The sequence below is a fragment of the Nisaea sp. genome, from assembly GCF_965216895.1.
In the GTDB taxonomy this organism is placed as follows: domain Bacteria; phylum Pseudomonadota; class Alphaproteobacteria; order Thalassobaculales; family Thalassobaculaceae; genus Nisaea.
In genome coordinates this window covers 1,323,799-1,343,357 of the sequence record NZ_OZ244205.1, presented here as the reverse complement: position 1 = coordinate 1,343,357, position 19,559 = coordinate 1,323,799, and the positions used below count along the sequence as shown (strand labels likewise).

Sequence of the window (19,559 nt, the reverse complement as noted above, 5' to 3'; positions counted from 1 at the left end):
TCGGTTTGGAGATGACCCAACCGGAGCAGCATCGGCCACTGATTTCGTTTCGATTCTTCAAAAGATATCAGCGCGATGCTGCCTCTGTCACGGGAAAGACAGCATTTTCGCCCGATTTGTTGCCGAACTTGAGGTGCCGGTAATGCTGCCACAGCAGCTGTGCCGCCGCGCCCCGGTAAGGCTGCCATATTTCCGCCAGCGCTCGGGTTTGCTTTTCGCTTGGTCTGGTCTCCAGCCGCTTGACGTCGCGCAGGGCTTCCTGGATCGCGAGATCTCCTGCCGGCCAGGTGTCGAGGCGCCCGAGACAGAACAGGAGATAGATGTCGGCGGTCCAGCGACCAATTCCGGGAACCGCGGTCAGCGCATTCCTGACGCGATCGTCCGGCTGCTCCGTCAACGCGTCGAGACAGAGCCGACCGGAGAGAATGTGTTCCGCCAGTGCCCGTGCATACCGAACTTTCGGGCGGCTGAAGCCGGCGGCGCGGAAGTCGTCGTCGCTTGCTCCGGCGATTGCGTGAGGCGTAACCTCAATGACCTGGTTCAGGCGCGTCCAGATCGCACTTGCCGAAGCAAGAGAGACCTGCTGCGCCGTCAGGATACGGATCAGTGAGGCGAAGCCCGGCGGCTCGCGGCGCGACGGAGGCGGACCGAGCTTTTCGTAGAGCGCTCGGAGGTCTGCGTCGCGGCTGGACAGTTCCGTTATGGCCGCGGATAGGGCCGTGTCATGCTCCGTGCTGCCGCTCATCTTGTGCTTCCCGCTGTTCCAATGTCCGGCGTGCGAGCATAGTTTGCGCGGCACGGACTGGTAAGGGGCGCGCATGAACGTGACCAGACAGGCGCAGGAGATCCTGCGGGTACAAAGCCGCGGCCGAGGATTCCATGAAATCACAGGCGAGGTCGCGGATTGGGTCGGCGGAACTGCCATCGATACCGGTTTGCTGACGCTGTTCCTGCGCCATACCTCGGCCTCGCTGACGATCCAGGAGAATGCCGACCCGGACGTGCGCGCGGACCTGGCGGACTATCTGGCAACGGTTGCTCCGGAGGATCCAGGACGCTATCGCCACGGCATCGAAGGGCCGGACGACATGCCGGCGCATATCCGCAGCATGCTGACGCAGACCGCGCTGACCGTTCCGGTCAACAGTGGACGACCGCTGCTCGGGACCTGGCAGGGATTTACCTGATCGAGCATCGGCGGGCGCCGCACCGCCGTGAGGTCGTCCTGCATCTGCTCGGGGACTGAAGCCGACGGAGGGTGCGGGTTTGCCGCTTGACCTTCTAGTGACTGGAAGCTTTATCAGACGACGCAGTGGCCGGCCTGCGGCCGTATTCCTGTTCGGATGGAGCCCGCGCATGTCCAGTCACGCGCACAAGAAGATTGAGACCGAGAGTTCCTGTTGCCACGGCGAATCCAGCCCGGCACCAGCCGCACATGCCTGTTGCGGCCATGGCGGGGGCGGCAAGAGCTCAGGCAAGGCGGTGACGACCGGCAAACCGGAAGGTGCCGGAGCCGGATATATCTGCCCGATGTGTCCGGGCGTCTGGAGCCCGGAACCGGATAATTGTCCGATCTGCGGCATGGCGCTCGAGCCGGAGATGATCGCCCGGGATACGCCGCCAAATCCGGAATATATCGACATGCGCCGGCGTTTCGCTGTCGGGGCGCTGCTGACCCTGCCGGTCTTCATTCTGGCGATGGGCGAGATGGTGCCCGGCCTCGACCGTCTCGTCGCGGGGACCTGGAATCCCTGGCTGCAGGCCGTGCTGGCGACACCGGTTGTGCTCTGGGTCGGCTTCCCCTTCTTCGAGCGCGGCTGGAATTCGCTGAAGAGCGGACATTTCAACATGTTCACGCTGATTGCTCTCGGCACCGGTGCTGCGTGGATCTACAGCGTCGCGGCCCTGTTGCTGCCGGATATGTTTCCGGACGGGTTCCGGGGCGCGGACGGAACGGTCGGGTTCTATTTCGAATCTGCGGCCGTCATCATCACTCTGGTCGCGCTCGGGCAGGTTCTGGAACTCGGTGCGCGGGAGAAAACCTCTGACGCGCTGAAGGCCTTGCTCGGCCTCGCGCCGCTCACCGCCCGGCGGCTGACGGCTGACGGGAGCGACGAGGAGGTCGAGATCGACGTGATCGAGGTTGGCGACCGATTGCGCATTCGTCCCGGCGAGCGCATTCCGGTCGACGGGCGCGTGCTGGAAGGGGCCGGTTCTGTAGATGAATCCATGCTGACCGGCGAGCCGCTTCCAGTGGAGAAGAATGCCGGCGAAGCCCTTGTCGGCGGAACTCTGAACGGCAATGCGACCCTGGTGATGGAAGCCGAGCGTGTCGGCCGCGATACCATGCTTTCCCATATCGTCGCCATGGTCGCCGACGCCCAGCGCAGCCGCGCACCGGTGCAGAAGGTGGCCGACGCCGTCGCAGGGTATTTTGTACCGGCGGTGGTGCTCTCGTCGCTCGCGGCCTTCGCCGTCTGGGCCCTCGTCGGTCCGGAGCCGGCGCTGGCGCATGGGGTGATCGCCGCCGTTTCGGTTCTGATCATCGCCTGTCCCTGCGCGCTCGGTCTCGCGACACCGATGTCCATCATGGTCGGCGCCGGGCGCGGCGCCGCGGCGGGCATCCTGATCCGGGATGCCGAGGCGATCGAGGGATTCGAGAAGATCGATACGCTCGTGGTCGACAAGACCGGCACGCTGACCGAGGGGCGGCCGGAGATCGTCGACCTGGCAAGCGCCGGACCGGAATCGGAAGAGATCCTGAGTCTCGCCGCGGCCGTGGAAAGCGGCAGCGAGCATCCATTGTCGGCCGCTGTGCTGCGCGCAGCGCAAAATCGTTCGGTTGCCTACGAACCCGCCAAGGGTGTCGTCGCCGAAACGGGGATGGGATTGAAGGGGACGGTGGACGGTGCGGTCGTTGCCGCCGGTTCCGCCCGCTTCATGGAAGCGCTCGCGGTCGACGTCACGGCGCTCGCGGAGCAGGCCGACCGCTTTTCCCGCTCCGGCGCCACGCTGCTCTATGTTGCGAAGAACGAAACGCTCATCGGCCTGATTGCGGTGCGGGACCGGGTCAAGGCAGGGGCGGAGGAGGCCGTTGCCGATCTCCAGAAGGACGGCATCAGGGTGGTTATGGCTACGGGCGACAATCCGCAAGCGGCCGCGGCGATCGGCCGGGAACTCGGAATCAAGGACGTGCGCGGCGGTCTGATGCCGGCGGACAAGGCGGAACTGGTATCCGATCTAAAGGCCGAAGGACGGATCGTGGCGATGGCCGGAGACGGCATCAACGACGCGCCCGCTCTGGCCCTCGCCGATATCGGCATCGCCATGGGGACCGGCACCGACATCGCCAAGGAGAGCGCGGCGGTCACGCTGGTGAAAGGTGATATTCGCGGGCTTGTGAAAGCGCGGCATCTCAGCCGGGCGACTATGCGCAACATCCGCCAGAACCTGTTTTTCGCTTTCATCTACAATGCGCTTGGCGTGCCGGTGGCGGCCGGCGTCCTCTATCCCGTCCTCGGGGTCACGCTCAGTCCGATGCTGGCGGCCGCGGCGATGAGCCTCAGTTCCGTTTCGGTCATCGGCAACGCATTGCGCCTGCGAACCGCGAAACTGTAGCAAGGAGGCGTGTCATGCAAATCAGGGAGGTCGCCGAAAGCGCCGGGCTGCCTGCAAAGACCATCCGGTATTACGAGGAAATCGGCCTCGTGCATCCGGAGCGTCGCGAGAACGGCTACCGGGACTACTCGAATGAGGACATTCACCGGCTTCGATTCCTGCAACGGGCGCGGGGACTCGGTTTCTCCATAGAAGATTGCCGCGCCCTTCTGTCGCTCTACGACGAGAAAGGGCGCGAGAGTGCCGATGTCCGGGCCATCGCCGAGGCGCATCTGGAAGAGATCGACCGCAAGATCCGCGAGCTGCAGAGCCTCCGCGGAACGCTCGCCCATCTCATCCGTGCCTGCCATGGGGATCACCGGCCCGACTGCCCGATCCTCGACGATCTCGCGGGCGGCGCGCAATGAACTGGAAGATCCTGCTTTCCGGGAGCGCCGTGCTGCTGCTATTCGCGCTGGCTGGCTATTCCCGCATTCAGGACCCGGACCGTCCGTCCGTCCTTTCCCGCGTGCTGCCGGGCGCGGCCGAGGCGGAGAAATCGACGGCCGTCCGACTCCGTCCGGGCGATACCGGCCTCGTCGCTGAAGGAAAGATTGTCTACGAAGCCGAATGCGCCGCCTGCCACGGTCTCAACCTCGCGGGCCAACCGAACTGGCGCGAGCGCAAGCCCGACGGTCGCCTGCCGGCGCCACCCCACGATCCGAGCGGGCATACCTGGCACCATCCCGACGAACAGCTCTTCGCGCTGACCAAATACGGGCCGGCCCGCATTGTCGGCGACGGCTACGAAAGCGACATGCCGGGCTATGAAGGTGTGCTCAGCGACCGGGAAATCCTCGCCGTCCTGTCCTTCATCAAGAGCACCTGGCCGCCGGAAATCCGCCGGCGCCACGACGCGATCAACATGCAGGCGGCCAAGGGCGGCTGACAGCGCGTCAGCCCTTCGCCTGCGCTCGCTGACCCAGTGCCCGTTTCTGCAGCCACCAGCCATATTGCGGCGGCCAGCTTGCGAAATCCTCGTCTAGTCTGAAGGCATCCGCCGCGTGACGCGGCCAGAACGGGTTGTACAGCGCCTCGCGGCCGATCGCGATCAGGTCGGCGTCGCCGGTTCGCAGGATTTCCTCGGCATGGTGCGGGTCGGTGATAAGCCCGACGGCCTGGGTCATGATCCCGACTTCACGGCGGATCTCGGCTGCGTAGGGTACCTGGTATCCGGGCGCGCGGTTCAGCTTGAAGTTGGTAGCGCCCTTCGGCGTCTGCCCGCCGGAGGAACAGTCGATCACGTCGACGCCGCGGTCCTTCAGTTCCTTTGCGAAGACGAGGCTGTCCTCCATTTCCCAGCCGCCCTCTATGGCGTCGACGGCGGAGATGCGGACGAAGAGAGGGAGATTGTCCGGCAGGGCTTCGCGGACATCCTCGGCGATTTCGAGCGACAGCCGCATGCGGCCCTGCAGGTCGCCGCCATAGGCATCGGTGCGGAAATTGCCGAGCGGGGAGAGGAAGGTCTGCAGCAGGTAGCCATGGGCGCAATGGATCTCGACGGACTCGAAGCCGGCATCGACCGAGCGCTTGGTCGCGTCCGCGAAGGCCCGGCGCAAGCGCTTCATGTCGTCGAGGTCGAGTTCGCGGGGTGTCAGCCAGCCATCCGCCAACGGCACTGCGCTCGGCGCTTCCGGCTGCCAGGGCGTGTCGCCGTCCGCGATATCTTCGGGGGTGAGGGGGCCGTTGCCTTTCCAGGGGCGCTGCATGCTGCCCTTGCGCCCGGAATGGCCGATCTGGATGGCCGGGACCGTGCCTTCCGATTTCAGGAAGGCCGCAAGCGGAGCGAGACTTGCCGAATGCTCGTCGTCCCAGATGCCGAGATCACCGTGGGTAATCCGCCCATCGCGGGTCACCGCCGTCACTTCGAGGATCACCATTCCGGCGCCGCCGATGGCGAACTTCCCGAGATGGGCCAGGTGGAAATCGGTCGGGAACCCTTCCTCTGCGGAATACATGCACATCGGCGGGATCACGATTCGGTTCGGCAGCGTGACGCCCCGAAGCTGGATGGGCTGGAACAGCAGCGGCGTCTTATCGGTCATTGAAATCCTCCCCTTTTTGCCGTGGAGGATAGCCCAAGGCCCTGGAAATTGACCATTTCGGGTTGGTTCCCGCTGGCCAAGTCAATCGCGCCCGCTCGGCACTTGACAGGATTGCCCGGCACGCCATCGTGGGGGCCGTTTCCACATCCTTGTTTTCGCCGCCCCTCAGGAGCCGTTACATGCCTATCGTCAATCGCATCGCCGACTTTCATTCAGAGCTGACGGGATGGCGGCGGCATATCCACCGGAATCCGGAGCTCGGTTTCGAGGAGTTCGAGACCTCGGATTTCGTCGCCGCACGGCTGACCGAAATGGGACTCGAGATCCATCGCGGGCTCGGTGGAACCGGCGTCGTGGCGACCATCAAGGGCAATGGCGGCGACGGCCCCGCAATCGGCCTGCGCGCCGATATGGACGCTTTGCCGATCCAGGAGAAAGGCACGCCGGAGCACCGGTCGAAGAACGATGGCAAGATGCATGCGTGCGGCCATGACGGGCACACAACCATGCTGCTCGGCGCCGCGAAGTACCTCGCGGAGACGCGCAATTTCGCGGGAACGGTGCAGCTGATCTTTCAACCTGCCGAGGAAGGCAAGGGCGGCGGCCAGAAGATGATCGAGGACGGTCTCTTCAAGCTGTTCCCGGTGGAAGAGGTCTATGGCATGCACAACCGTCCGGAAATGCCGGTCGGCAGCTTCGGGGTCTCCGCCGGTCCTGTCATGGCGGCGCGCGACAACTGGGAGATTGCCATCAAGGGGCGCGGCGCGCATGCGGCGATGCCGCACCAGGGCGTCGATCCGGTTGTCGTCGGCGCCAATATCGTCATGGCACTGCAGACGATTACCAGCCGCAACACGGACCCGGCGGAGGCGTTGGTGATCAGCGCGACGCAGTTCCATGCGGGCGATGCTTTCAACGTCATTCCCGACGAGATCATCTTGCGCGGTACCTGCCGCGTGCTGAATCCCGAAATCCAGGCGCATTTGCCGGAACGGATCAAGCGCGTCGCAGACGGCATCGCGGCGACCTACGGAGCATCGGCGGAACTCAACTACATGACCGGCTATCCGGCGACAGTGAACACGCCGAGGGAAGCGGATTTCGCCGCCGGGATCTGCTCCGAGGTGGCGGGCGGCATGGGCAAGGTCGATCGCGACCTGCCGCCGAGCATGGGCGCGGAGGATTTCTCCTACATGCTGCAGGAAAAACCGGGTGCGTATATCTGGTGCGGAAACGGTGATACGGCAGGACTGCATCATCCGGAATACGATTTCAACGACGAGGCGCTGACGGTCGGCGCGAGCTACTGGTCCCGTCTCGTCGAGACGCGCCTAGCGAAATCCGCGTGAGGCAGTGATCAATCCGGCGGACCTTCCCCGGGGGGTGCATGTTCTCGGCGCTTCCGGGGCAGGAACCTCGACTTTCGGGCGCGCCTGGGCCGAGCGGTTCGGCTATGTGCATCTCGACACCGACGACTTTTACTGGATGCCGACTGAGCCGCGGTTCCAGCAGAAACGCCCAATCCCCGAGAGGGTCCGTCTGCTGACGGAATCGATCGATGGGACCACGCACTGGGTGCTGACCGGTTCCCTGGTCTCCTGGGGCGATCCGCTGATCGAGCGGTTCGATCTCGTCGTCTTCGTCTATACCCCGTTCGATCTGCGCATGGAGCGCCTGATCGCACGCGAGGAGGAACGTTATGGCGTCGAGGCCCTGCAGCCCGGCGGGGCGCATTACGACGATCACATGGCCTTCCTCGACTGGGCGGCGTCCTACGATGCCGGCGGGCCGGAGATCCGCAGCCGCCGCATGCACGAGGCCTGGATGGAACGGCTGCCCTGTCCGGTGGTCCGGGTATCCGGAACCGTAAGCACAGATGAACAGATCGAGCAGGTCGCGCGCTTCCCTCTGGGTTAGCGCGTCCGATGCCGGGCTGTTTCTGTACCTCAGACCTGTGTCAGGCGTTCGCGCATCGTTGTCGCAATCGCCGCGTCGGTGCCATCGCGCGCCTCCAGGCCCTCGATCACACCGGACTTGTCGGCGGCTGGCCTGTTCTGGCTCAGCTTCCATTTGCCTTCAATCCTGGTGATCGGGATCTCAAAACCGACGATGCCCTTGAGTTGCGACCGGACGAACGGTTCCGGTGCGTCGGAAACCGCCCAGGGTTGCGCGTTGGACGCCTCATGGACGTCAGTCAGTCGGGAGACGAGGCCGCGCAGCCACTCGGCATCGTCGTGAAAGGTGATCGGACCGTAGGCATGGACGGCGACATAGTTCCAGGTCGGCACCACCTTGCCGCTCTCCTGCTTGGTCGCGTACCAGTTCGGCGTGATATAGGCCTCCGGGCCGAGGAACATGGCGAGTGCCTCCCCGCCCTGAGCCGGTCCCTTGGCCTGAAGGTTCGCTTTCGCGAAATGTCCTGAGAGGGTTCCAAACTCGCCCTTGCTCTCGTCCAGAAGCATCGGCACGTGGCTGCCGATCAGCCCGTCATGGCCGAGCGTGACGACAGTGCCAAGGGCAATTCGTCGGATCGTCTCATGCAGCACGTCGAGATTATGTTCGCGGAAATGCGGCGGCACGTACATGGGACCTGTCTCCAGAAATGCGAACGGCCGGCACGGGAGGTGCCGGCCGCGCGATCGACGCGAAGCTGCGTCAGATCGGAAGTGTATAGGCGGTTTTCACTGTTGTGTAGAACTCTGCTGCATACCGGCCCTGCTCGCGGGAGCCGTAGCTGGAGCCTTTCCGGCCGCCGAACGGGACGTGATAGTCGACGCCCGCCGTCGGCAGGTTGACCATGACCATGCCGGCCTCGGAATTGCGCTTGAAGTCGCTTGCATATTTGAGGCTGGACGTGCAGATGCCCGAGGAGAGGCCGAAATCGGTGTCGTTGGCGACCGCGAGGGCCTCGTCGTAATCCTTCACCCGGATCACGCTCGCCACCGGGCCGAACACTTCCTCACGGTTGATGCGCATGGAATTGGTGGTCTCGGTGAAGAGAGCAGGCTGCAGGTAGAAGCCGGGCGTCTCGCGGTTGAGGCGTTCGCCGCCCCAGGCGAGCTTGGCGCCTTCATCCTTGCCGATCTGGATGTATTTCTCGTCCTGCGACAGTTGGCTCTCGTCGACCACCGGGCCGATATGGGTGCCGTCCTTCAGCGCGTCGTCGACATTGAGGCCCTGCAGTTTCTCGATACAGGCGGCGACGAACCTGTCGTGGATGCCCTCGGTCACGATCAGCCGCGACGAGGCCGTGCAGCGCTGGCCGGTTGAGAAGAAGGCACCGTTCACGGCGACGTCGACGGCGGTCGCGAGATCGGCGTCGTCCAGGACCACCATCGGGTTCTTGCCGCCCATTTCGAGCTGGTACTTCTTCATCGTCGCCGAGCATTTTGCCGCGACATGGGCGCCGGTCGAGACCGAGCCGGTGAAAGTCACGGCGTTGATCCGGGTGCTGGAGAGGATCGTCTCGCCGACCGTGCCGCCGCTGCCCATGACAAGGTTCAGCACCCCGTCCGGCAGGCCGGCCTTCTTCAGGATCTCTACCAGCGCCCAGGCGCAGCCCGGCACCAGGCCGGCCGGCTTGAAGACGACCGTATTGCCGTAGCAGAGCGCTGGCGCGATCTTCCAGGCCGGGATCGCGATCGGGAAGTTCCAGGGCGTGATGATGCCGACCACGCCGACCGGCTCGCGGGTGATCTCGACATCGAGGCCCGGGCGGGTGGAGGCGATCTTCTCGCCGGAAAGACGCAGGCATTCGCCAGCGAAGAAATCGAAGATCTGCGCGGCGCGGATGGTCTCGCCGATACCCTCGGCCAGCGTCTTGCCTTCCTCGCGGGAGAGCAGGCGACCGAGCTCGTCCTTGCGCGCCATGATCTCGGCAGAAGCGGCGGCAAGGATGTCATGGCGCTGCTGGATCGGGCTGCGGGCCCAGGCATGGGAGGCGGAGACGGCAGCGTCGATTGCCTGTTCGGTACCGGCGGCATCTGCCATCGCGAACTGGCCGACCACGTCGTTCGTGTTGGAAGGGTTGATATTGTCGCTGGCGTTCGATCCTTCGACCCACTCGCCTGCGATCAGGTTGCGGTGCAGTGTCATTGGAGTTCCCTCTCTTCTGCCGGCGCCGGGCGCGCCAGCCTTGATCCGGGAGGGAGCTTACGCGGGATCAGGCAGTGTGCAAGGAGAACCCTGCCGGGGGACTATTTCCGCGCCGGAAGCAAAGACCGTGTCCCGCCGTGACGGGCGCGCGGCTAGTCGACGAATTGGAATTCGTAGGGGAAGCGCGGGAACGCGCCTTCGCCGCGCGGGCGAGCGGGTTTCACGGCGCGCATATGGGCCACCATCTCACGGACGATGTTGCGCTCGATGTCGATCCGCTCCAGCAGGCGGGGCGCATTATTGACGTCCTCTCCCGCACGGGACCGGTCAATCTTGTAGCGCACCTTCTCGACGTTCCAGTCGCCGCGATAGCCGTAATCGGCGAACTTGTAGGTCGGCTGTCCGAAATAGCGCAGTCCAAAAACCGACATGCCACGCTTGTGCGTCGGATCGCCCCAGGCGCCGTCGCTGCCGATATGCGGCATGGCGGCAACCAGCAGGGCGCCATCGACAGCGACCCGGTGCAACTCCTCCATCATCGGCAGAATGTTCTGGATATGCTCGAGCACATGCGAGGCCTTGAATTCGGAGACGCTGTTGTCCGGCAGCGGCAGCTTGGTTGTGCCACAGGTCTCGAGATCGTAGACGATGTCCACACCTGGCGCCTCATACATGTCGAGATTGACCCAGCCGTCCATCGCGGAAGTTCCGCAGCCGATATTCAGCTTGTGCAGTGGGTCGGACATTCGATTGACTCCGGGAGTTGGCATTGCGGCGGCACTTGTCCGCATAGATGCATAAATGCAGCGAACTGGGTAGGGAACACCGTCCCGGGGGCGTCGCGGAAAACCGGATGGAGGAACCTACGGGGATCGGAAGACGTCTGCAGATGCAGGAAACCCGTCCCCGCCTCCATGCGGCGTTCCTCAGATCGAGATGCCGCGCTTGGCGAGCGAGCGGAAGAGGGACAGAGCGCCGTCTTCCCATTCCGGCAGATGATCGGAGCGGCCGACTTCATTTTCCAGCGCGCCGAGACGCGAACTCGCAATACGTACCCGGTCTCCCAGCTTGTGGGTGAAGCCTTCTCCCGGCCGGTCCGCGTCCCGGTCCTCGGTCGGCGCGAAGAGGGTGCCGGTATAGAGCACGGCGCCATCCGGATACTGGTGGCTGTCGAACATCTGGTTCGCGAGGTCTTCTGGATCTCGGCTGATCACCCGCATGGTGCTGGAGCCGCTCAGGGTATATCCGTCGGGACCGGTCACTTCGAGCGAGAGGTCCGCATTGCGGATCTCGGCCATGGTAAAGTGGTCGTCCAGCAGGCGGATGAAGGGACCGAGGCTGGCCGATGCGTTATTGTCCTTGGCCCGGCCGAGCAAGAGGGCGCTGCGCCCCTCGAAATCACGCAGGTTCACGTCGTTGCCGAGGGTCGCGCCGACGATCCGGCCGTCGGGAGCGCAGACCAGCACGACCTCAGGTTCCGGGTTGTTCCAGTCGGAGCGCGGGTGCAGACCGATCCGGGCGCCGTGCCCGACGGAGGACATCGGCTGCGCCTTGGTGAATATCTCGGCGTCGACCCCAAAGCCGACCTCGAGATACGGTGACCAGAGATCTTTCTCCAGCAGTGTCTCGCGCAGCTTCATCGCTTCTTCCGACCCAGGTACGATGGAGAAAACGTCGTCGCCGATATCGCGTGCGAGTTGCTGGCGCGCCTCTTCGGCCTTCAGCGGATTGCCTTTCGTCATTTCTTCGACGACGCGCTCGATCAGGCTGTTGGCGAAGGTGACACCGGCGGCCTTGATCGCCTGCAGGTCGATCGGCGACAGCAATCGGGCACCGGTTGCAGCCGGGTCGAAGCTTGCATCCAGAATGTCGGAGAGCTTTCCGAGCGATTTTCCCTCACATCCGCGTACGATGCTGGCCGGGCAGTTCGCCTTCAGTGCATGGGTGATCGTCGGAAGACGGTGGGTAATGTCGATCACCGCGTCGCCGCGTACCGTACAGACCGCCGGGCCGTCCGGCGTCGCGACCCGTCCGAGCAGCGTTGCTTTGTCAAGGTCGGACGGCAGGTCCGTTTCGATGCGATTGCCCATGGCCTCATTCCTCCCATTACACCGACACTAGCGTGCCTCTCGCGACGCGGCGAATTTCTCCGGTGATGTCTCCCGACGGATTATTGACTCTCTGGGATACAAAATACCAGCGTTAATAAACGGAAATGTCTGAGCGATTCTTGCCGCGGCGGCATGCTGTGGAATGCCCGTAGACGCCGGCTCCGCCGACCGCGATCCAGTCTAGGGAGACAGTGTTTATACGTCCGCAGGAATCACGATCTGATACCGTTGTCCGATGCAGCGCGCGTCCGGCTCTTGCCGGCCGTGCCGAGGCAGCTTCCAAGGCTGAGGCGTTCCTCGTCATCGTGCCACGTCGCCATTCGGTAATCTCAAAGTGCCGGAATGCGCTTAATGATTAATCACTTTTTAAGCCGCAGATCCTCTTATCTAGGGCAGGCAGATAAGACTCGGAATCGATCTTACATGTTGCGTTCTCTATCGCTTCGAACCTGGTTATTCGTTGGCTTCGCTGCCGTCTCGTGGATTCCGATCTCGGTATTTGCAGCGTGGGTCTACGCGACGGCCAGCTATCGGATCGAAGCCGAGGCACGGGACCGGCATCTGGTCATATCCGGTCCACTCACACTTGCACTTGAGCAATTTGCCGATGATGCGGTCAGTGCCGCAGAGTTTATCGTCGCAAACCGGCACAAACTTGGATCCGAAGCCGGCCTGTTCATGGATTTTGCGCCACTGCTGGGCGATCATGGTATTCGGTCGGTTGGGTTCCTAGGCAGGAATTCCAGAACTCTTCAAAAAATCTATTGCCCGGTTGAATGCCTCCAAGCAGGGTACATCGACTCCAGCCTACTGGCGCCTCTCCAACCCTATTTGTCCGAAGCGGCCTCAAAGGCTCCTGGATGGGTTTGGAGCGGTGTTCTTCCGGTCGCCGGCGGTATCCCGATGCTATTTGTCGTGAAAGATATCGGCCCGGACGGATATGCGGTTGCCTCGGTTGCCACAAGCTACATCCGAGACCTGCAGTCTCAGGTAGACTTGGGAGGGAAGGGGCATGTGGCAATCGTAGATCGCCATGGGCGCGTGCTGGCTCATCCTCTCGAAGCATGGGAGATGGAACGAAAAGACATTTCGGAAATCTCCCTCGTCCAGAGAATGATTGGCGGTGAAGACGGTGTCGGAGTCTTCCATTCTCCGGCGATGGACGCCGAAATGTTGGCCGGGTTCTCACCGGTTTCCGGCCCTGGCTGGAGCGTAATGGTTCCTCAGCCGACATCGCAGATCATGGCGCCGGTAAGGTCGCTTCTCAAGGCAATCGTCGGATTGGCTCTCGCCGTCGGGATCTTCAGTACGCTGGTCGCTTGGTTCATCGCCGGACTGATCACTCGTGGCGTGCGCCCTCTCGAAGAAACAGCTGCGCGGATCGCGGACGGGGAGTTCCACGCGCCTATCGAGAGCTCGAGTGTGATTCTCCCTGCCGAACTTGATCGTGTTGCAAATGCTATCGACACAATGGCGGAGCAGATCGACGAGGCTGTGCGCGCGCGGGTGGAATCCCAGGCGCGCGCTCATCGTGTCGAACAGATGGATCGGGCAAAAAGTGTATTGCTTGCGAATGTCAGCCATGAATTCCGCACACCCCTGAATGCAATCATCGGCTTCTCAAGTGCGATGAAGGACGAGCTGTTCGGTCCTCACGCTGCGCGGCGGTACCAAGAATACTCGGCTCTGATCAGGGAGAGCGGCGAACATTTGCTGGCGTTGGTCGAGGACATCATGCTGGTCGCATCCGCAGACGTGCAGAGCCGCGTCAGAGCGACAGAGATTGTCGACCTCGAACCGGTTGTGCGCGAGGTTTTTGATATAGTGTCAATGGCTTATGGGGGGCGTTGCCAGCATGTGGTCACGGTCGATGCTGACTCGCCCCCGGTCGAGGGCGAACGGCGCCAGATCAAGCAGCTGCTTATCAATCTTCTGGACAATGCCGAGAAGTACAGCCCCGGAGGCACGACGGTGGAGGTTCGGATCTCTCGCGACCTGGAACACGGAACGGTTCTCAAGGTGATCGACCAGGGCTATGGGATGACTGAAGAGGAGGCCGCCGAGAGCCTACAGCCGTTCGGCCGCGGAACAGATCCGCATGTGAGGCAGGAAAAAGGGGCAGGTCTCGGTCTCGCCGTGGTTCTCTCCATCGTCGAGCGGCACGGTGCCAGGATGCACATTGACAGCAGAAAGGGGGAAGGAACCGTGGTGACCGTCATCTTCCCGCCAGTCCGGCAAGACGAGGTGGCAGCGTGAACGGGCATCGACGGGTTGCGGAAAGAATTGTCTTGATTTCGCTAGCGGAACGTGACCATCTTTCGATCGTGCGCTGCGCGTAGATGGTGATTTCATCATCAACAGCGCCAACTTCTTGCAAGGCGTCGTATCGATCGTTGCCAGAAAGCCCATCCGGGTAGTTTAACAATACGGCAGCTGATCTACGCTAGCTTCCAGAACATAAAGGGTCATCTCCCGCAGCCGGTCGGCGCGATCAGGGGTGATCATTGAAAGAGCCTTTTTGACACAGTTTAACGACCTTGGCCTCGCCAAGTCCCTCCTTCGGGCCGTATCGGCCGAAGGTTACACCACTCCCACCCCGATCCAGAGCGAAGTCATACCCGCCTTGCTGGCCGGTCGCGATGTCACAGGCATTGCACAGACCGGCACGGGCAAGACTGCGTCCTTCGTCCTTCCGCTCCTGCACCGCATTGCGGAACAGAGCGGCAAACCCGCCGCCAGGACCTGCGGTGCGCTGATCCTGACGCCGACGCGTGAACTGGCGCAGCAGATCGCGGAAAACATCCGGATCTACGGCAAGTTCATGCAGGCCGAGGTCGCCGTCGTGGTCGGAGGCGTCAAGCCCGGCCCGCAGATCTCCGCGCTCGCCGCCGGCGTCGACATTGTCGTCGCCACGCCGGGACGGCTGCTCGATCACATGAAATCCGGGGCCGTCCGGCTCGACCGGACGACGCGCGTCGTCCTGGACGAAGCGGATCAGATGCTGGATCTCGGCTTTCTCCCGGCGATCCGCAAGATCATGGGCACATTGCCGAAAGAGCGGCAGACGGTCCTGATGTCCGCGACCATGCCGTCACAGATCCGCGCCCTAGCCCGTGATTTCCAGTCCGAGCCCGCGGAAATCGCGGTGGCGGCCGTGTCACGGCCGATCGAGCGCATTGTCCAGAGCGTGCGCCACACGCCGGCCGCCTCCAAGCGGGATGTGTTGACCGAAATCCTCTCGGACGCCGGTTCCGTGCGCGCCATTGTGTTCACGCGGACCAAGCGCGGCGCGGACAAGGTCAGTCGCCACCTGGCGAGCGCCGGCCTGTCGGCCGCGGCGATCCACGGCAACAAGAGCCAGTCCCAGCGGGAACGTACCCTGGCCTCGTTCCGCGATGGCGGGACCTCGATCCTTGTGGCGACCGACATTGCGGCGCGCGGCATCGATGTCGATGACGTCTCGCATGTCATCAACTACGAACTGCCGAACGTGGCCGAAGCCTACGTGCACCGGATCGGGCGCACCGCCCGCGCCGGCCGCAGCGGCATCGCGATTTCGCTGTGCGATCCGGCCGAGCGCGACCTGCTGCATGCCATCGAGAAGCTGACCGGAAACCGGCTCGGGAACGGCGGAGGTTCCTCCGTCGCGGAGCCTTCCGTCGCCGTGCAGCCCCGGGCGGATCGCGAAATCAGGCCCGCAATCGCTGCTGTCAAAAGCACGCCAACTTCCAGAACCAGGAGTTCCGGCTCGAAGCGGAACCCGGTTGAAAAGAATGCGCCCCGTCCCGACCTTTCGGGCGAACGCAAACCCGGCCCCGACGCCGCCTCGGCAGGCCTTGCCCGCATGCTCGGCAATATCGGAGCCGTAACACCGTCTGTTCCCGCCTGACGGCGGCACGCAGAAAACAATACCGACCACAACGATCAAACGAAGGAATATGATCATGGCGACTGGTACAGTGAAATGGTTCAACACCACCAAAGGTTATGGCTTCATCCAGCCGGATGACGGCGGCAAGGACGTGTTCGTTCACATCACCGCCGTCGAGCGTTCGGGCCTGCACGGCCTCAACGAAGGCGACAAGATCAGCTACGAGATCGAGGAAGACCGCCAGCGCGGCAAGTCCTCCGCGGTCAACCTGCAGGCTCAGTAAGCAGCCACTCTTGCCGTAAATCCCGGGTGGCGGTGTTCTCGCCGGACAGCGCCCTTGTGGAATACGCGGACCGGGCTCCTGGAGTTTGGTCCGTGACGGTCCGAAAGACGCCGGTTCCTCAAGCGGGGACCGGCGTTTTTTATTGCCTGGAAACCGTTCAGCTCGCCTGTCGCACCACCCTTTCGCGGTGGAAGGTGTAGATGCCGCTGGCGACGACGATGGTGGCGCCGATGACCGTCGCTAAGTCCGGCAGGTCGTCGTAGATCAGGTAGCCCCAGAGCACCGCCCAGGGTAGCATCAGGTAGTTCAGCGGTTGCAGCACACTCGCCGGCGCGAGTGACAGGGCCTTGATCAGCAGCCCGTGGCCGGTCATCCCGAGCACACCGATCGCCGTCATCATGGCGAGCCCGGTCCAGTCCGGCGTGACCCAGAAGAACGGCCCGACGCAGGTCATCGAAAAAAGCCCGGTCACTCCCGTATAGAGCACGGTCGTCGAAGCATCATCATAGCGCGCGGCCCGGCGGGTCAGCACCTGGTAGACCGCATAGAGCGCGATCCCGAAGAGCGGCACCAGCAGCATCGGATCGAAATCGGCGAAGCCTGGCCGGATGATGATGATGACCCCGATGGCGCCGACGCCGATCGCGCTCCAGCGGCGGATCCCGACCTGCTCGCGCAGCAGTGGTACCGAAAGCGCGGTGGTGATCAGCGGCCCGGCGGCGGCGATCGCCTGCACATCGGCCAGCGGCAGATGACGGAAGGCGAAGATGAAGATGAGGATTTCGCCGGAGAGCAGGAAGCCGCGGGAGAGTTGCAGTACGAGCGCGCGGGTGACGAAGAGATAGCGCCCGCGGCGGCGCAGGCCGTGAACCAGGGTGACGCCGGCGAACACCATGTAGCGGATCCATAGGATCTGTGGCGCCGGATAGATCTGGACCGTCATCTTGGTCAGAGCGTCCATGACCGAGAAAGTGAAGGTGACGGCGAACATGATGCCGATGCCGGCACGTGTACCCTCGGCGTCTTCCCGCGCTCCGAAACGGTCGTTTGTCATGTTGCTGTCGCGCCTCGTCCCGGCGCTACCCGGCCACAATCGGCGCGCTGCTCCCGGCTCGGCCCAATTGTCAGGGATCCATTGCCGCTGTCCAGCGGAAAGGACGGGAAGGGCGAGCGGCAATCACCCGGCGAACCGGGGCGGCGATGCTGCATTCAGATGAATTTGCGGATCAGCCTCAGGCCAAGAATTCGTCCGGCGAACCGGAAGGGCGCGGAACGCTCCCTGTATTCGCAGAATTTCTCCAGATTCTCGTAAAGGTTTGCCCTTCCAATTCTCTTTCGTCGTTCCCGGATGTATCCGGTACACACCGTGTAGGCCGCGTTCATGGGATCGCCGCGCAAGTGGTCGGTCACTTTGAAATCCAGGTTTTCCATGAAGATGGAGGTACAGATCATCTCGTAGAAGTCCAGCAGGTCGATGATCGTGTTCTCGTCTTCTTCACTGATATCATCGTTCGTGAATCTGTGATTCGTCTTGATCCAGCGTGCGAACCGGCGGTCGGCACTGGAGAGCCGGTCGACGCTCTCCAGTGACAGGAGAATGTTCAGGGTATGGTTGCGCCGGTCCTGTGCCCGCCTTTGTCTGGATTGCAGAACAAAGATAAACAGCGCGAGGAGGACGGATATGCTGGTCGCATATCCGCCGTCTCCGAACAGGGTGTCGAACAAATCAACCGGCATTTCCGGTTTCGGCATGGTGCAAATTTTCCGTGATGTCGGATTTGCTCAAGATACGGTCAGACTGTCGCGACCGGCGTTGCCGGAGAACCGACGACGCCGGGAAGGCGGAGTGGCGGTGCGGTGAGCAGAAAGCGCGAGCGGCCTGCCCTGCGCAGCCAGAGCGCGAGATCGTGCAGATACCAGAGTTCCCCGAGCGGCACGCCGAGCTTGAAGATGCAATGATGGTGCAGGGGCATCTGCAGGGTCGCGTCCTCGGGGATTTCGGCGTGCGGGTCCTCAACGCCGTAATTGTCCGCGATCAGGGCCGCGAGGCCGCTGTCCGTGATCCAGTTCAGCAGCCTGTCGTCCCGGCTGTCGAGGACGCAGCAGGCATGATGCAGCGTGTGCTCGTCCGGCTCTTTCTCGAGATCCATGATGACCTTCGAGAAGGCGGTGTGGAGCAGCACCATGTCGCCTTTCTCGACGGTGACCTTGTCGGCCTCCATGATGCGCATGAGCTGGTCGTAACTGACGTAGGTCCGCTCGCGCCCGAAATGCTTCTCGATGTCGATCAGCACGCCGCGGCCCTGGACGCAGGTCTCGGCCATGTTCTCGATGCCGAGCCTCTTCGCCTCGGTGCCCTCGTAGCGGGTATGCTCGCTGCCCGGCTGCTCCGAGGTCGGGCCGACGATATCCACGCCGCCACGCCAGCCGTTGTAGTAGACGATCTCCGCCTCGCCGTCGCCATCCGCGTCGAAACGCGCGCCGATATGGCAGAGGCTGTCCCACTGCGTCGAGTATTGCAGGCAGAGCAACACGGAATCGTCCGAGACCACGTCGACCAGCCGCGGGTCGTTCATCCCGAGCGGGAAGTTGAAGTTTGCCAGCCCGCCGCGCGAGGTGGCGAAATGCCGGGGCGGAAAACGCCGCGGGTTGAGCAGGCGCTTGCCGGGATAGTCGAGCGGCAGGGAGAGGCAGAAGGTTTCGCCGGTCTGCACCTCGGCGATGCCCTCGCGGACCTTTTCGGGTGTCAGCAGGTTGATCCGGCCGCGTTGGTCATCCTCGCCGAAATCACCCCAGGTCGATCCCTCGGGACGGTTCTTCCACCGTTTGCTCATCGCTTCCTCGCTATCGGTCTTGATTTTTGCGCCGGTCGGGCGCTGGAAAGGGGGAGTTTCGGCCGGTGCGGCCGCTCTGGCAAGGGGGCCGGGGGCGAAACGGGACATAGTGTGCAGTGTCCATTATCGCTTTCTTAATGCGTGGCGTCGAAATTACAGGCCTTCTGAATGAACTCTTCCGGTGCCATGACCGATGCACGACACGATCAGTGAAGCGCTCGCCTATTGGGAAGGCCTTCGCGACGGACGCGGGCTGCCGCTCCGTGCGGAGTTTGATCCGGTCGACATTCCGAGGCTTCTTCCGAGCATCGTGTTTTTCGAAGTTGTCGAAGGTGGCCGTGACTTCCGTTTCCGGGTGATCGGTGAACGGGTCCGGTCGATTTTCTTCGAGAACTACACAGGCCGGACTCTGGGGAGTCTTGGGCATGTCGAGGCCGACGGACCGCTTATGCGCAGTTTTCGCGAAGCCGTGGCGAACGGGGCCCCGGTCCGCACGCCGGTCGAATATGTCGGGCCGAACCGGGATGTGATCAAGCATGATGAGGTCGTGCTGCCTTTTGGCAATGCCCAAGGTGTCGTGACACATCTCCTGGTCCTGATGGTTCTTGCGAACCGCAACCAGAACCGGACGTTCCGACGCTAGGATCGCGTGGCGGTGCGGCC

Annotated in this window: 19 protein-coding genes; 10 read left to right on the top strand and 9 right to left on the bottom strand. The window is 63.1% G+C overall.

Annotation, left to right across the window (positions count from 1 at the left end; all coding sequences use genetic code 11):
• Window positions 1–67 precede the first annotated feature (67 nt).
• Entirely contained in the window at window positions 68–745 is a 678-nt protein-coding gene (locus ACOOE1_RS06475) for a DNA-3-methyladenine glycosylase family protein (protein WP_420405518.1), read from the bottom strand.
• A gap of 73 nt (window positions 746–818) precedes the next feature.
• On the opposite strand from ACOOE1_RS06475, the gene ACOOE1_RS06470 reads away from it, so the two are divergent.
• From ACOOE1_RS06470 to ACOOE1_RS06455, 4 genes are all read left to right on the top strand, one after another.
• Window positions 819–1,187: a secondary thiamine-phosphate synthase enzyme YjbQ gene (locus ACOOE1_RS06470; RefSeq protein WP_420405517.1), complete on the top strand. Its 369-nt coding sequence runs from the start codon at window positions 819–821 to the stop codon at window positions 1,185–1,187.
• 169 nt (window positions 1,188–1,356) lie between these two features.
• Entirely contained in the window at window positions 1,357–3,618 is a 2,262-nt protein-coding gene (locus ACOOE1_RS06465) for a copper-transporting P-type ATPase (RefSeq protein WP_420405516.1), read from the top strand.
• Window positions 3,619–3,632: 14 nt separating this feature from the next.
• On the top strand, window positions 3,633–4,025 hold the full coding sequence (gene cueR / locus ACOOE1_RS06460) for a Cu(I)-responsive transcriptional regulator (protein ID WP_420405515.1): 393 nt from the start codon (window positions 3,633–3,635) through the stop codon (window positions 4,023–4,025).
• Window positions 4,022–4,546 carry a c-type cytochrome gene (locus ACOOE1_RS06455; protein ID WP_420405514.1) on the top strand — a complete coding sequence of 175 codons (525 nt, stop codon included), beginning with the start codon at window positions 4,022–4,024 and terminating at the stop codon, window positions 4,544–4,546. Before cueR ends, ACOOE1_RS06455 begins: the two co-directional genes overlap by 4 nt.
• Before the next feature lie 7 nt (window positions 4,547–4,553).
• Here the strand turns inward: ACOOE1_RS06455 and ACOOE1_RS06450 are convergent, their stop codons facing one another.
• Window positions 4,554–5,702: an NADH:flavin oxidoreductase/NADH oxidase gene (locus ACOOE1_RS06450; RefSeq protein WP_420405513.1), complete on the bottom strand. Its 1,149-nt coding sequence runs from the start codon at window positions 5,700–5,702 to the stop codon at window positions 4,554–4,556.
• Between the two features lie 179 nt (window positions 5,703–5,881).
• On the opposite strand from ACOOE1_RS06450, the gene ACOOE1_RS06445 reads away from it, so the two are divergent.
• Both ACOOE1_RS06445 and ACOOE1_RS06440 read left to right on the top strand, forming a co-directional pair.
• Window positions 5,882–7,051, top strand: a complete 1,170-nt coding sequence (locus ACOOE1_RS06445) for a M20 aminoacylase family protein (RefSeq protein ID WP_420405512.1) — start codon at window positions 5,882–5,884, stop codon at window positions 7,049–7,051.
• 4 nt (window positions 7,052–7,055) lie between these two features.
• Entirely contained in the window at window positions 7,056–7,619 is a 564-nt protein-coding gene (locus tag ACOOE1_RS06440) for an adenylate kinase (protein WP_420405511.1), read from the top strand.
• Between the two features lie 29 nt (window positions 7,620–7,648).
• On the opposite strand, the gene ACOOE1_RS06435 is transcribed toward ACOOE1_RS06440, so the two are convergent.
• The 4 genes from ACOOE1_RS06435 to ACOOE1_RS06420 all read right to left on the bottom strand — a co-directional run bounded on the left by ACOOE1_RS06435 (window position 7,649) and on the right by ACOOE1_RS06420 (window position 11,887).
• A complete protein-coding gene (locus tag ACOOE1_RS06435; protein WP_420405510.1) occupies window positions 7,649–8,287 on the bottom strand; it encodes an FMN-binding negative transcriptional regulator in 639 nt (212 codons plus the stop codon).
• Window positions 8,288–8,357: 70 nt separating this feature from the next.
• Window positions 8,358–9,797 carry an aldehyde dehydrogenase family protein gene (locus ACOOE1_RS06430; protein WP_420405509.1) on the bottom strand — a complete coding sequence of 480 codons (1,440 nt, stop codon included), beginning with the start codon at window positions 9,795–9,797 and terminating at the stop codon, window positions 8,358–8,360.
• Between the two features lie 152 nt (window positions 9,798–9,949).
• Window positions 9,950–10,543, bottom strand: a complete 594-nt coding sequence (locus tag ACOOE1_RS06425; protein WP_420405508.1) for a class I SAM-dependent methyltransferase — start codon at window positions 10,541–10,543, stop codon at window positions 9,950–9,952.
• 180 nt (window positions 10,544–10,723) lie between these two features.
• Window positions 10,724–11,887, bottom strand: a complete 1,164-nt coding sequence (locus tag ACOOE1_RS06420; RefSeq protein WP_420405507.1) for a fumarylacetoacetate hydrolase family protein — start codon at window positions 11,885–11,887, stop codon at window positions 10,724–10,726.
• 444 nt (window positions 11,888–12,331) lie between these two features.
• Here ACOOE1_RS06420 and ACOOE1_RS06415 point away from each other — a divergent pair, with 444 nt between their 5' ends.
• From ACOOE1_RS06415 to ACOOE1_RS06405, 3 genes are all read left to right on the top strand, one after another.
• Complete coding sequence (locus ACOOE1_RS06415; protein WP_420405506.1) at window positions 12,332–14,164, top strand: ATP-binding protein; 1,833 nt, start codon at window positions 12,332–12,334, stop codon at window positions 14,162–14,164.
• 262 nt (window positions 14,165–14,426) lie between these two features.
• Complete coding sequence (locus ACOOE1_RS06410) at window positions 14,427–15,797, top strand: DEAD/DEAH box helicase (protein WP_420405505.1); 1,371 nt, start codon at window positions 14,427–14,429, stop codon at window positions 15,795–15,797.
• 55 nt (window positions 15,798–15,852) lie between these two features.
• Window positions 15,853–16,062: a cold-shock protein gene (locus ACOOE1_RS06405; RefSeq protein WP_193181813.1), complete on the top strand. Its 210-nt coding sequence runs from the start codon at window positions 15,853–15,855 to the stop codon at window positions 16,060–16,062.
• A gap of 157 nt (window positions 16,063–16,219) precedes the next feature.
• Here ACOOE1_RS06405 and ACOOE1_RS06400 read toward each other — a convergent pair whose 3' ends face one another.
• The 3 genes from ACOOE1_RS06400 to ACOOE1_RS06390 all read right to left on the bottom strand — a co-directional run bounded on the left by ACOOE1_RS06400 (window position 16,220) and on the right by ACOOE1_RS06390 (window position 18,896).
• Entirely contained in the window at window positions 16,220–17,116 is an 897-nt protein-coding gene (locus ACOOE1_RS06400) for a DMT family transporter (RefSeq protein WP_420405504.1), read from the bottom strand.
• A gap of 155 nt (window positions 17,117–17,271) precedes the next feature.
• On the bottom strand, window positions 17,272–17,814 hold the full coding sequence (locus ACOOE1_RS06395) for a DUF4760 domain-containing protein (protein WP_420405503.1): 543 nt from the start codon (window positions 17,812–17,814) through the stop codon (window positions 17,272–17,274).
• Window positions 17,815–17,855: 41 nt separating this feature from the next.
• A complete protein-coding gene (locus ACOOE1_RS06390) occupies window positions 17,856–18,896 on the bottom strand; it encodes a cyclase family protein (RefSeq protein ID WP_420405502.1) in 1,041 nt (346 codons plus the stop codon).
• Window positions 18,897–19,089: 193 nt separating this feature from the next.
• Between ACOOE1_RS06390 and ACOOE1_RS06385 the strand changes: the two genes are divergently transcribed.
• Window positions 19,090–19,539 (top strand): PAS domain-containing protein, encoded by a 450-nt coding sequence (locus ACOOE1_RS06385; RefSeq protein ID WP_420405501.1) that lies wholly within the window; start codon window positions 19,090–19,092, stop codon window positions 19,537–19,539.
• Window positions 19,540–19,559: the final 20 nt, after the last annotated feature.